The sequence below is a fragment of the Oceanisphaera avium genome, assembly GCF_002157875.1.
In the GTDB taxonomy this organism is placed as follows: Bacteria; Pseudomonadota; Gammaproteobacteria; order Enterobacterales; family Aeromonadaceae; genus Oceanimonas; species Oceanimonas avium.
This window is the reverse complement of the sequence record NZ_CP021376.1, coordinates 146,993-161,180: the sequence shown is the minus strand read 5'-3', so window position 1 is coordinate 161,180 and position 14,188 is coordinate 146,993. Positions and strand designations below refer to the sequence as shown.

At 46.6% G+C, this 14,188-nt stretch carries 8 protein-coding genes; all 8 read right to left on the bottom strand.

Annotated elements, in window-relative coordinates; translation table 11 throughout:
* Positions 1–31: 31 nt before the first annotated feature.
* Complete coding sequence (locus CBP12_RS00700; RefSeq protein ID WP_198341827.1) at positions 32–2,929, bottom strand: ligand-binding sensor domain-containing diguanylate cyclase; 2,898 nt, start codon at positions 2,927–2,929, stop codon at positions 32–34.
* A gap of 338 nt (positions 2,930–3,267) precedes the next feature.
* Entirely contained in the window at positions 3,268–6,201 is a 2,934-nt protein-coding gene (locus tag CBP12_RS00695) for a ligand-binding sensor domain-containing diguanylate cyclase (RefSeq protein WP_086962009.1), read from the bottom strand.
* Between the two features lie 442 nt (positions 6,202–6,643).
* A complete protein-coding gene (accA, locus tag CBP12_RS00690; RefSeq protein WP_086962007.1) occupies positions 6,644–7,594 on the bottom strand; it encodes an acetyl-CoA carboxylase carboxyl transferase subunit alpha in 951 nt (316 codons plus the stop codon).
* 8 nt (positions 7,595–7,602) lie between these two features.
* Complete coding sequence (dnaE, locus tag CBP12_RS00685; protein WP_086962005.1) at positions 7,603–11,109, bottom strand: DNA polymerase III subunit alpha; 3,507 nt, start codon at positions 11,107–11,109, stop codon at positions 7,603–7,605.
* Complete coding sequence (rnhB, locus tag CBP12_RS00680; protein WP_086962003.1) at positions 11,106–11,717, bottom strand: ribonuclease HII; 612 nt, start codon at positions 11,715–11,717, stop codon at positions 11,106–11,108. Before rnhB ends, dnaE begins: the two co-directional genes overlap by 4 nt.
* On the bottom strand, positions 11,717–12,934 hold the full coding sequence (lpxB, locus tag CBP12_RS00675; RefSeq protein WP_086962001.1) for a lipid-A-disaccharide synthase: 1,218 nt from the start codon (positions 12,932–12,934) through the stop codon (positions 11,717–11,719). The genes rnhB and lpxB overlap by 1 nt, the downstream gene beginning before the upstream one ends.
* The gene (lpxA, locus tag CBP12_RS00670; protein ID WP_086961998.1) at positions 12,909–13,700 is read right to left on the bottom strand and encodes an acyl-ACP--UDP-N-acetylglucosamine O-acyltransferase; all 792 of its coding nucleotides are present in this window, start codon (positions 13,698–13,700) and stop codon (positions 12,909–12,911) included. Before lpxA ends, lpxB begins: the two co-directional genes overlap by 26 nt.
* 2 nt (positions 13,701–13,702) lie before the next feature.
* On the bottom strand, positions 13,703–14,164 hold the full coding sequence (gene fabZ, locus CBP12_RS00665; RefSeq protein WP_086965252.1) for a 3-hydroxyacyl-ACP dehydratase FabZ: 462 nt from the start codon (positions 14,162–14,164) through the stop codon (positions 13,703–13,705).
* Positions 14,165–14,188 lie beyond the last annotated feature (24 nt).

The window sequence follows — 14,188 nt, the reverse complement described above, 5'->3', positions numbered from 1 at the left end:
GTATCAAAGAGTAAAAAATTAGCCAAGTCAATTACTCATTAACCGAGCTTTGGCTCATAGTAGTGGGCTCTGTCATAAATGTAACGACTCGATTGCGACCTTGCCCCTTAGCTTGGTAAAGCGCTACATCCGCATTCGCCAGTAATTGCACTGCATCCATGCCAGGCGCGGCTTCGGCTAAGCCAATGCTCACTGTAAGCTTAAAATCTGCTGCTAGGTAGCCAAAGTCATGCTCCATCACGGATTCGCGCAATCGCTCGGCGACTAACACACTGGTCATTAAATCTGTGTTAGGCAATAAAATAGTAAATTCTTCACCGCCCCAACGCGCAGGAAAGTCCACTTCTCTAATTTCATTACGAATAAGCTCAGCGACAACTTTAAGCACTTGATCACCTACTTCATGAGACCAAGTATCATTGACTAACTTAAAGTGATCAATATCTAACACCACCAACGTGATAGGCAGAGGGGTACGCTCGGCCCGACTAAAGGCACTGGCCATAGCTTCATCAAAGGCTCGCCTATTAGGCAGTCCTGTTAAGCTATCGGCTCTGGCTTGGCGGGCAAAAGCTTGGGCTTGGTGTTTTAACTCTTGAGTTTTATCTGCCACTTGTCGCTCTAACTCTTGGGCATGGTAGCGAATAAAACGCAGCCGCATCCGCATTAGTAGCCATAAAGAGATCACTAATAAACAGGCTAAAATGGACCAAAAAAAGGGCAGTTGCCAAATAAAGGGTAAAATAGTAAAAGAAACTTGAGTCGGCGGCCCCCAGTCTTGATAGGAATAGCGAGCGGCCACCTTAAAGACATAATGCCCAGGCGCTAAATTGGTATATTCTGCAATCGCTTGCTGCCCGCGATTTACCCAGTCTTTATCAAAACCGACTAACAAAGTGCGGTATTGGATACGCTCCGGTACCACATAGCCTAAGCCTGCATAATTAAACTGAATACGTGAAGTGCCCGCATCTAATACGGTTTTGTCTTTTATGACTTGCGCCTCACCGCCCACCATAAAGGTTTCTAACACTACGGGTAAGTCGCTAGAGGAAGTTAAGGTGTGCCAATTAGGCTGGGTATACATCATACCCAAAGCGGTAGTAAGCCAAATATTGCCCGCGTTATCCATAACGGCATTATTACTGGCGCCACTGTAGGTTTGGCTACTAGTTAGCCCATCTTTTTCACCATAATGAGTAAATTTAATGGCTTTTTTCTTACCATCCGCCACTCGATGTGCCTCGGCTAGAGAAACGCGCGTGACGCCCTTATTGGTTGGCAGCCATAAACTGCCTTTACCATCAGCTACCGGTTGAAATATTTTTTCTAACGGTAAGCCTTGAGCAATGCCTACTAACGCCACACTGTTATCCTGGGTGCGATAACGCACTAACCCGCGGTCTGTGCCTAACCACAAATACTCGCTACCAGGTTCAGAATAGAAGCCAAAAACAAACTCCGCTTTTTCTTGAGCCGATAAATCAACTTCAGTAATAGTTTGGTTGCGTATAATGGCCGCACCTAAGGGGGTGCCTACCCAAATATCGCCATTATCGGCTTGATGTAAGCTCATAATAACATCATTGGGCAAGCCATTAGCGGTGGTAAAATTGGTAAAAGTCCCGTTTTTAAACTGACTTAAACCAAGACTGGTGCCTAACCATAAACTGCCATCGGCAGCCGGCAAAATCGCCCGTATTTTATTAGCTGGCAAGCCCTGTTCTTGACCATATACCGCAATAACCTGCTTATCTTTTACGTGCAATAAACCATGAGAAAAGGTGCCCACCCATAGCTCATCCTCTGGCCCTTGGGCCAAGCTTAATACCGAGGGCGCTGTGCTATCAGGAATAGTGAGTGCTAACGCTTCAATACCACTTGAGCTAATACGACTTAATCCGGTACTACTGCCTACCCACACGGAGCCATCGCTATGAGCTAATAAGGTACGGGCATAGTTTCCAGCCAAGCCATCTTGTTCATTAATATTAATAAACGACACTTCACGAAGGCGCATTAAACCGCCATTGGTGCCCACCCAAATACTGCCCTCTTTATCTTGCAATAAAGAGGGTACATATTGCTCTGGTAGTCCTTGAGCAACATCGAGCCGTTCAATACCTAATTCACTGACCCGAATTAGCCCACTATCAACGGTGCCGAGCCATAAAGCGCCGCTGTTGTCTTGTAGCATACTAATAATAGAGTCGGGAATGGCTGCGGGGTGAAAGGGCGTAATATCTTGGTCATCGGCAATATACACTCCTTGCTCAGAGCCAATCAGTATGCGGCCTTGGTTATCTTTTAATAAGGCACCAATGGACACGTTAGGCACTTGCGCTACCGGTTTAAGCTGGCGGCCTACCACTTTAGCTAACCCTTTAGCAGTGGCTACCCAAATATGGCCCCGCTCATCTTCGACTAAGCGATACACATAATTGCTTGCTAATCCGTCTTCACTTTTAATGTGTAACTCAGTGCTATCATCCTTGCGCAAATACAAACCATCGCCTTCGGTTGCCAGCCAGGTTAACCCTTGGCTATCGTGCAATACATCATTAATCATCACGCCCACATCGGCTTGAGGAATAAAATGTTGTTGTTGATAGCGACTGATACCGCCACGGGAGTCGAGCGCTAGCAGGCCCTCATCACTGACGACTAAATCACGAATGCCAGAGTCGGGTAAGCCGCTGTCGGTAGCCCGAGAAAAAACTTTGAATTCACGGCCGTTATAGCGCGCCACCCCCTCCCAAGTCGCTATCCATAAATATCCCTCGGGGGTTTGTGCAATATCATTAATGGTATTTTGCGGCAACCCCTCTTGGGTCGTCCAATGGTCTTGATAATAACGAGAGAGCGGGATGGGTGTTGAAGAGGTAAAAGCTAAGGCATAGGTGGAGTAAAAGAGACTGGCAATTATCAATAGCCAGCTGCTAGCTATGGATAATATTAATCGCTGAGCGTCAGACAATCGCAGGACGGCGCTTTTATCTGGCCCAGCTAAAAGCGAACGCTTACTAATTAACGACAGTCTCATAAATAGAAAAAGCTCAATATATTACGGCGTTATTTCATTATTTAACAAAGCACGCTTGGCACTAGAAAACCCATGAAACAATTCCGATGTTCTTAGGCGCTAGATATTGCCATATATTAAGCATAAAAAATACAAGGCTCAGAATAAACTCTTCTTTAAAATACCGACTGCATTCACAATAGCTAGCACCGCTCACCTATCAACTTCTAGCGCATATAGGTGAGCTACCAGGCGTTTTTAGTATTAAACACCACTACTTGATTGCGACCATAGTGTTTAGCTTGATACAGCGCCTGATCTGCCTGAGCCAATAACTCACTGGTTTCAAGGTAAGCCGTGCCCGCCTGATTTAGCGGACCTTGCGCCACTCCTAAGCTAATCGTGAGTTTAAACTTTTCATCAATTAAACTGTAATCGTAATTCATGACTGCCAAGCGCACGCGCTCACAAATAGGCAGCGCTTCACTAATATCAGTATCTGCTAATAATACGGTAAACTCTTCTCCACCCCAGCGCGCCGGTATATCGACTTCTCTGATTTCTTTAACAATAATGTCGGCGACGATTTTTAACACCTGATCGCCAACTGCATGGGACCAGGTATCATTAACATGTTTAAAGTAATCAATATCTATTACCACTAACGTTAGAGGCGCACTATTACGTTTTGCACGTAAAAAAGTATGAGTTAATACTTCATCAAAGGCGCGCCTATTAGGTAAGCCCGTTAAACTATCTATGCGCGCTTGACGGCCAAATTCTTGAGCTTGTTGTTGTAACTCATGGGTTTTTTCATCGACTTTTTTTGCCAACTCTTGGGTACGTGCCAGCAAAAACCGCAGACGCAAGCGCATCAATAGCCAAAATAGCACCAGTGTCCCTATTCCTACTATTATCCAGAATACGGGCCGTTGCCAAATAAAGGGCAACACCTTAAAGTGCAGGCTCACTTCTTGTTCATTCCAGTCTTTATAAGAATAGGCAGCGGCTACGCGAAACTGATAGTTCCCTGGCGCTAAATTAGTATATTCAGCGGTATTTTGTGCACCGCGCGCCACCCACTCTTTATCAAAGCCCTCTAACTTAGTGCGATAATGAATGCGTTTGGGCATAACAAAGCCCAATCCTGCAAAATCAAACTGAATACGGACACTGCCCGGGGGGATGATAATGTCTTTCTCTAAAGGTACCCGCTCTCCCGCTACCTTTACCTCTTCAATCACCACCGGTAAATTAGTATGCTTAAACTGACTTAAACGCTTAGGATCGATATAAGTAATGCCTAAGGTGGTGGCTACCCAAATTTGGCCTTGCTTATCTTGCACCATCCCTGGGTTGGTGCTGCCATGAGTTTGGCCACTGCCCATACCATCGCTTTCATCAAACTGCTCAAACTTTAATAACGCCAGCTGGCCGTCTGCCACTTGATGAGCATCGGCTAATAAAATGCGCGTCATGCCAATATTACTGGTGAGCCAGAGGTGAGTGTTATCCACACTCAGTACCTCAAAGTACTTATCCACGGGTAAACCATGCTGCTTGCCTACTAAGCGCAGTGTTTGGTCTTTATGGCTATAGCGTACTAGCCCCATATCTGTGGTTAACCATAAATACTGATTATTAGGCTCGGCATAGATACCAAAGACATACTCGGCATCTAATAAAGATTTAAAGCTAAGATAGGTAACATGATCAGGATGGATAATGGACACACCGCCATGTTGCCCTACCCATAAGCTACCATTACGAGCACTATGCAAACTCAGCACGGCACTGCTCAGTAACTCATTTGGCGCGATATAGCGCTTTAAGCAGCCATTTTTAAAGTGAGTTAAGCCAGAAGCGGTCCCTGCCCATAGCTGGCCTTCTTTACCGACGGCAAGGGCACGGATTTCCGGCTCTATAAGTTGTGCACAGTGGCGATAGCGATGCACGTGATGGTGTTTATCAATACGCAGTAAACCGTGAATTTGCGTGCCCGCCCACACCTCGCCATTGGGTGCTTCTACTAAGCTGGTGATAGAAGGAGGCGAACCATCACTCATAATAGGCTCTACCACTTGCAGCTGGCCATGCTCAATACGAGTTAAGCCCGTACTACTGCCTGCCCATATTGAACCATCAGAGTGAGCGAGCACAGTGCGGATATAATTATTGGCTAAGCCCACGCGCTCGGTAAAACTTTTAAAGGGCACTTCGCGCAAGCGAGTCAGCCCAACATTCGTGCCCAGCCAAATACTGTCCTCTGTATCTTGGTAAAGAGAGATAATTTGCGAGTCAAGCAAGCCATCTTTCACACTCAATTGTTCAATATTTTCCCCACTAAGACGTAACAAGCCCTGCGCCATGGTTCCTATCCATAAGTCACCTCTATGATCTTCTAATAAAGAGCGAATAGAATAATTACCCAGCTTTGCTTTATGGGTATGTACCTGGGCTTGTTGTGCTTGATATAAGCCTGCTGCACTGCCAATTAATAACTGCTGCTGTTGAGTCATTAATAGCGCTTGGACTTTAATTCCTGCAAGCTCCGGTATGGCATAAAGCGTATTATCCTGAATATAAGCTAATCCTTTAGCTGTTCCCGCCCACACTCGACCCTCGGCGTCTTGTGCTAATTGATAAACATTATTACTGGGTAAACCGTCTTTATTATTAAAGTGCGCAATGGTTTTTTTACCTTGACGGACATAAATTCCGTCACCATCAGTGGCCAGCCATAAGAAGCCGCTCTTATCCACTAATAAATGATTAATATAAGCACTTACTTTAGGTTGGGGGTGCCACACATTATCTTGATAATAACTTAAGCTGCCTTTAGCACCACCAATCCATAATCCTCTTTCAGTTGGCGCTAATGTTATTTGCGCCGCCCCCCTTAAACCGGTGTCAACACTTCGAGTATAGTTTTTAAATTCATGGCCATTATAGCGGGCTAAGCCCTCCCAAGTGGCAAACCATAAATAACCATCGCTACTTTGATTAATAGCATGAATCGTATTATTAGGTAAACCATCACGGGTTGTTAAGTGGTCTTGATAATATTGGCTGAGCGACAGCGGCGCACTGGCCAAGGAAAAGGAGCACAGCAACACACTACATATCAATGCATATAACAGGTAGATGCTGCCATAAATCTTTTTTATGAGAGTATTCATCCGTGAATCAACCTAATAAAAAGGAGGGGCAAAATTAAGTGACATATAATATGACAGAAATTAAATTTTAATAAAGCGTAATGCTTAATTTATTTATTAGAGCTAAGTCTCTATTATTATTAAATACCAATAAGCCTTAGCTAGCCTATTAACATTTAATAGGGAGCGAGGAAAAAATAGCCTGCAATTTAAGCACTTAGTCAACTTTTACTCTTTAATATTATTATTTACAGATACAAATGAATCTATTTAAAAAATAATATTGTCTATTTAACGATTAAATCAATTAAACTTTAAACAATATGACTAAGCATTGCTCAAAATCAGTAGGTAAATTTTCCATTACTCAATTTTATAAACACGATAACGAGTGAACATAAAAAAGCACCCAGCCGCTAAGCTGGGTGCTTTTATGGGAAATCTTAATAGTAATAATTACAAATTAGCAATAACCGTAACTCATCAACCGCTGATAGCGTTGCTCGAGTAATGTCTCTTGGTCTAGGCTGTCAAGCTCAGCTAAATCAGCAAGTAGACGCGATTTTAAAGACTGAGCAGCGAGCGCTGGGTTACCGTGCGCGCCGCCCACCGGCTCTTCTACTATATTATCAATGAGTTTTAGCTCATGAATACGCTGGGCGGTAATCCCCATGGCTTCGGCCGCAAGCGAGGCTTTTTCAGCGCTTTTCCATAAGATAGACGCACAGCCTTCTGGAGAAATAACTGAGTAGGTTGAGTATTGCAACATGTTAACGCGATCACCCACCCCAATAGCTAGCGCGCCACCTGAGCCACCCTCACCTATCACAGTGCAGATAATGGGCACTTTTAAGCCCGACATCACCTTTAAGTTACGGGCAATGGCTTCACTTTGGCCGCGCTCTTCTGCGCCTACCCCTGGATAGGCGCCGGGCGTGTCAATAAAAGTGAGAATAGGCATATTAAAGCGCTCGGCCATTTCCATTAGGCGCAAGGCCTTGCGGTAGCCTTCTGGGCGAGGCATACCAAAGTTGCGGCGGATTTTTTCTTTGGTTTCTCGGCCTTTTTGCTGGCCAATCACCATAACAGGACGACCATCAATGCGCGCAATACCGCCCACCATGGCTTTATCATCGGCATAAGCACGATCACCGGCTAATTCATCAAACTCATCAAAAATGTGTTCAAAATAATCCAGCGTATGAGGCCGCGCAGGATGGCGCGCCAACTGGGACACTTGCCAAGGGCCTAAATTGCTAAACACTTTTTTGGTCAGTTCAACGCGCTTCGCTTCTAAGCGGTTAACTTCTTCGTCCAGATCTACGGCATCGCCTTCATTGACATGACGCAACTCTTCAATCTGAGCTTGCAGCTCGGCTATCGGCTGTTCAAAATCCAAAAAATGCTGGTTCATAAAACCCTCTATTCAAAAAGTAGTTCGACTTGTTCCGGACCTACTAGCTGCTTCAATGATGTTAACATCTCGTCGGTGGGAGTGACCCGCCACTCGGTGCCAAGCATTAATTGCGCTCGTGCTCCAGGTCGATAATAAGTAACTCGTACCGGACACACACCGCCCCGCACAGGGTTGAGTATGTCCAGTAATTGACTGAAAAATTGGTTATCAATTTGTCGGTGATTAATCGTGAGTGCTAAGCCACGCGCAAAACGCTCGCGCGCTTCACTCATTTGCAGCACTTCTCGTGCCGACATTTTAAGGCCGCCATTAAAGTCATCAAAACTCACTTGGCCGCTAATAACGAGGATTTTATCCTTTTCTAGCAAAGACTCATAGCGCTCAAGTGCTTCAGAGAACAAAGTAACGTCTAATCGAGCCGATTTATCATCCAACGTTAAAATGCCCATCCGATTACCACGCTTAGTGGTCATGACTCGCGCGGCAATAACAAGGCCGGCGGCGGTGGTGGTTTTATCACGACTGGTAGCTTGTAAGTCACATAAGCGCCCAGTGGTGTAGCGACGTAACTCTTTGGCATATTGATTAATGGGATGGCCCGTTAAATATAAGCCAAGCGTATCCCGCTCGCCATCGAGCCAAGTTTTATCTGGCCAAGGTGCGACATCCACAAAAGCGTGTTTAGTATGGGCTTCTTCTACCAGCACGCCAAACATATCACTTTGTCCAAGTGCCTCGGCTTTCGCATGCTGCTCGGCGGCCTTCATGGCTTCTGGCAAGGTGGCCATTAATGAAGCGCGGTGCGGACCCAGTTGATCCATAGCGCCCGAGAGCACTAGTTTTTCCATCACCCGTTTATTGAGCTTTTTTAAGTCGACCCTATTACAAAAATCAAATAAGTCACGAAAGGGCCCTGCTTCACGCGCCGCTAAAATTGAGTCAATGGGGCCCTCGCCCACGCCTTTAATCGCCCCTATGCCATAAACGATGGCGCCTTGCTCATTCACCGTAAAGCGATAGCGACCCGAATTGACATCGGGCGGCAGCAAGGTTAAACCCATGCGCTGACATTCATCAACTTGCGTCACCACTTTATCGGTATTATCCATATCAGCGGTCATCACCGCTGCCATAAACTCCGCCGGATAATGGGTTTTTAGCCACAACGTTTGATAAGACACTAAGGCATAGGCGGCAGAGTGTGACTTGTTAAAGCCATAGCCGGCAAACTTTTCAACTAAGTCGAAAATTTTAACCGCCAGCTCGCCATCAATGCCATTAGCAATAGCACCGGCTTCAAAGCCCGCACGCTGCTTAGCCATTTCTTCCGGTTTTTTCTTACCCATGGCGCGGCGTAATAAGTCTGCACCGCCTAAAGAGTAACCCGCCAAGACTTGGGCAATTTGCATCACCTGCTCTTGATACAAAATAATGCCGTAGGTAGGCTCAAGCGTGGCTTTAAGTGACTCGTGCTGCCAAGTTGCATCCGGATAAGACACGGCTTCGCGACCGTGTTTACGATCAATAAAGTTATCTACCATGCCCGATTGCAGCGGACCTGGGCGAAACAGCGCCACCAGCGCAATCATATCTTCAAAGCAGTCGGGTTGTAGGCGCTTAACCAGGTCTTTCATGCCCCGCGACTCTAGCTGGAACACGGCCGTGGTTTCATGGCGCTTTAATACTTTAAAACAAGCAGGATCGTCCATGGGGATGGCAGCGATATCGACGGGTGCTTTACCTTGAGCCTCGAGCTTAGGATTAATCATCGCTAAGGCCCAATCGATGATGGTCAGGGTTCGCAGCCCTAAGAAGTCAAACTTAACTAAGCCGGCTGACTCCACATCGTCTTTATCAAATTGGGTGACCGGGTTTTGACCATGCTCATCACAATACAAAGGAGCAAAGTCGGTAATGCGGGTCGGCGCTATCACCACTCCACCTGCGTGTTTGCCGGCGTTGCGTATGGTGCCCTCTAGGCGGCGCGCCATATCAATGAGCGCTTTTACTTCTTCATCTTGCTCATAGATCTCATTCAGTTTGGGCTCAACTTCAAACGCCTTAGTGAGCGTCATGCCAGGATCGGCGGGGATCAACTTTGAGATCCGCTCCACAAAGCCATAAGGATGACCCAGCACCCGCCCCACATCGCGGATCACCGCTTTAGCGGCCATAGTACCAAAGGTAATAATTTGGCTAACGGCATCACGACCATAGAGCTCGGCTACGTGATCGATCACCTCATCACGCCTGTCCATGCAAAAGTCGATGTCGAAGTCCGGCATCGACACTCGCTCTGGGTTTAAGAAGCGCTCAAATAATAAGTCAAATTCCAGAGGGTCAAGATCGGTGATCTTTAAGGCATAAGCTACTAAAGAGCCGGCACCTGAGCCACGCCCTGGCCCCACCGGGATACCGTTATCTTTTGACCACTGGATAAACTCCATGACAATCAAGAAATAACCGGGAAAGCCCATTTGGTTAATTACATCAAGCTCAATTTTTAAACGTGCGTCATATTCGCCGCGTTTAGCCTCGCGCACCGCATTATCGGGAAATAAAAAATTAAGCCGCTCTTCTAAACCTTGCTCAGAGCATTTCACTAAATAATCTTCAATGCTCATCTCACCGGTAGGAAAATCCGGTAAGAAATACTCGCCCAAGCGCACCGTCACATTACAGCGCTTAGCAATTTCTACGCTATTAGCCAGTGCCTCAGGAATGTCGGCAAACAGTGCCGCCATCTCACTGGGGCTTTTTAGATATTGCTCGGCGCTATAGTGTCGAGGGCGGCGTTTATCATCTAATGTAAAGCCATCATGAATAGCGACCCGTATTTCATGGGCGTCAAAGTCACTTTTATCAAGAAACACCACTTCATTAGTGGCCACCACCGGTAAGTTAGCTTCGCTGGCAAGCGCAACGGCCAGGTGCAGATAAGTTTCTTCATCGCTACGCTGAGTGCGCTGTAATTCTAGATAAAATCGGTCTTTAAAATAGCGCTGATAAAAAGCAAGACACTCTAGTGCAAGCGCCTCATTGCCTTTTAGCAAGCTGCTGCCTACATCGCCTTCACGAGCGCCAGAAAGGACAATGACCCCTTCGTTATATTGTGCCAGCCACGCTTTATCCACTACCGGCTTATGCTGAATATGACCACGTTCAAAAGCGGCTGAAATAATACGGGTAATGTTTTGATAGCCGGTATTATTCATGGCCAGCAAGGTTAAGCGAAAAATTTGCTCACCTAGCTCCTCGCTTTGTAGCCAAATATCCACGCCAATAATGGGCTTAAGGCCTTTACGGTGGCTATCACCATAAAAGCGCACTAGCCCACACATATTCATTTGATCGGTGAGCGCAATGGCAGGATAGCCCAACGCTTGGGCGCGTTGGTTAATAGGGGCAATTTTTGCCACGCCATCGACCATAGAAAAATCAGAATGTACCCTAAGGTGCACAAAAGAAACGGGCGCAGCTGATGGCTTTAGCAAGGAGCTTTCCTCACTCATGAACGTATCACTCCGCCAGTTAACGCTAATGCGCTGGCGACCGGTTTAAAGCTATGACGATATTCCTTGAGCACGCCATGCTCTGCTAATGCTGCTAAATGGGCTTTAGTCGGGTAGCCTTTATGTTTGGCAAAGCCGTATTCAGGATAACGGGCATCCAGCGCTATCATGTCTTGGTCGCGCACGACTTTGGCCAAAATGGAGGCCGCACTAATTTCTGCCACCCGACTATCTCCTTTCACTACCGCCTGACAAGGCATGGCTAAGTTAGGACAACGATTACCATCAATAAAGACAAAGCCCGGTTGCATACTTAATGCCGACACGGCACGGCTCATGGCCAGCATAGTGGCGTGTAAGATATTAAGTTCATCGATTTCTGCGGGGCTGCAACGGCCAATGGCCCAAGCTAGCGCTTGCTCGCGAATAAGGGGGGCTAAGCGCTGGCGCTTGTTATCGCTGAGGGCTTTAGAGTCATTTAAGCCAATAATGGGGCGAGCAGGGTCAAGGATCACCGCAGCCGTCACCACATCGCCCACTAAAGGGCCGCGACCCACTTCATCCACGCCCGCGACTATCACGCCTGTAGGATAGACAATCTCTAACATTACTTAACTGCAGAACATAAAGAAGAGGGAAGCTTAGCTAATTCTAATACCGCTAATGCCGCTTGCTCATCGGCATTACAGCGGATTTTTCTATGTAACTCAGTAAATTTAGCGATTAAAGGCTGAGGATCATTATTTAGCAATTTAGTGAGCTCATTCACAATATTATCAGCGGTACAGGCTTGCTGGATAAGCTCTGGCACTAACATATGCTCGGCTAATAAATTAGGTAAAGAAGCATAAGCGGTGTGAACTAGCTTATTGGCTAACCAATAGCTTAGCGGTTTAAATTTATAACCTACGACCATGGGTTTTTTGGCCAACATCGCCTCAAGGGTGGCAGTGCCAGAGGCGAGCAAAATAATATCGGCCGCCGTCATCACCTCGCGCCCTCGCCCTTCAATTAAAATAACCTCTAAGCTGGGCGCCACCTTTTCTTTAATGGCTAAAAACTCGGCGCGGCGTTTAGCACTGACTAAAGGCACAATAAATTCAAGCTCAGGAAAGCGGACTTTAAGTTGCTGGCAGGCTTGTAAGTAGACAGGGGTAAGTAAATTGACCTCAGCAAAGCGACTGCCTGGCAACAACGCTAAATAGCGCCCTTGTGCTTTTAAGCCTAAGCGGGCGCGCGCCGCTTGAGTGTCGGGCACCAAGGGCATTTGATCGGCAAGAGTGTGCCCAATAAAGCGACAGGGTGCATCAAATCTATCGTAAAAGGCTTTTTCAAACGGCAAGAAAGCCAGCACCATGTCGGTAGCGCGCTTTATTTTATGAATGCGATTTTGTCGCCACGCCCATACTGAGGGGCTAACATAATGCACAGTAGGAATACCAGCGTTACGTAGCTTAAGTTCAAGGTCAATATTAAAATCAGGTGCATCAATACCCACAAACACATCCGGCGGATTTGCCAAAAAATGGCGGGTAATCTGTCTTCTAATGGATAAAATTTGTGGCAGCCGACCGAGTACTTCTACTAAGCCCATCACCGCCAGCGCTTCCATATCAAAAAGGGCTTTACAGCCCTCATTCACCATTTGCGGGCCAGCAATGCCCTCAAAAATAGCGTTGGGATAACGGGTGCGCAGTTCGCGAATAAGCCCAGCACCTAAAGTATCGCCTGATACTTCACCGGCCACTAAGCCAATGCGCAATACTTTGGCGGCAGACGTTAACGAGCCGTTATTTTGCTCAGGCACGAATAATACCGCGCTCATTTTGCTGTAAAAATTCAATCATGGTGCCCACTGCTGGCTGCTCAGCATTAAGTGTTTCAAGCTCTGGGATCACTTCGCTCACGGTTTTGCCGCTTCTAAAGATAATCTTATAGGCTTTTTTAATGGCAGAAATAGCCTCAGGAGAAAATCCACGTCGACGTAGCCCCTCCGAGTTCACACCAAAAGGCTTAGCATACAGACCGGCAGCCATAACATAAGGCGGCACATCTTTATTAAGGGCGGCACAGCCGGCAATAAAGGCGTGGCTGCCTACTCGACCAAATTGATGAATCGCGGCATGACCGCCAAAAATCACATGGCTACCAATGTGGACATGTCCGGCAAGGGTAGCGTTATTAGCGAAAATACAATCATCACCAATACGACAATCGTGGGCGACGTGCACGTTCACCATAAATAAATTACGGCTACCCACTCGGGTTAAGCTTTCGTCTTGACTGGTGCCACGGTGAAAAGTGCAAGACTCACGAATCACATTATCATCGCCAATCTCTAGACGAGTTAACTCTCCGGCGTATTTTTTATCTTGGCAGTCTTCACCAATCGAGCAAAATTGAAAGATGCGATTACGCTGGCCAATGCGAGTCGGCCCTTTAATCACCACATGAGAGCCAATCCAGCAATCGTCGCCAATCTCAACATCGGCACCGATCAAGGTCCAAGGACCAATTTCAACGCCTTGGCCGATTATGGCACTGGGGTGGATGATGGCTGTTTCGTGAATGCTTGCACTTGCTTTAGTCACACTTAACCTCCGCGTTTGGCACACATTAATTCGGCGCTACACACCACTTCACCGTCTACTGTGGCCACACCGGTAAATTTGGCAATACCACGACGCTCTTTCAAATAGACCACGTCTAATACTAACTGGTCGCCTGGCACCACGGGGCGCTTAAAGCGGGCATTATCAATAGATGCGAAATAGTAAAGCTCGCCAGGTTGTGGCTTACCTACCATTTTAAAAGCCAAAATACCGGTGGCTTGCGCCATGGCTTCTAAAATAAGCACCCCAGGAAAAACTGGCTTACCAGGGAAATGACCAGTGAACATGGGCTCGTTGAAAGACACGTTCTTAATGCCTCTCAGGGTTTTGCGCTCAGGGCTAATTTCATAATGGTCCACTTTGTCTACCATTAAAAACGGGTAGCGATGTGGCAAGAGTTCCAGAATTTCCTGGATATCTAACTGATTTTTTTCGGTGTTCAGTTCGTTAGTCAAAATGTAACCCTA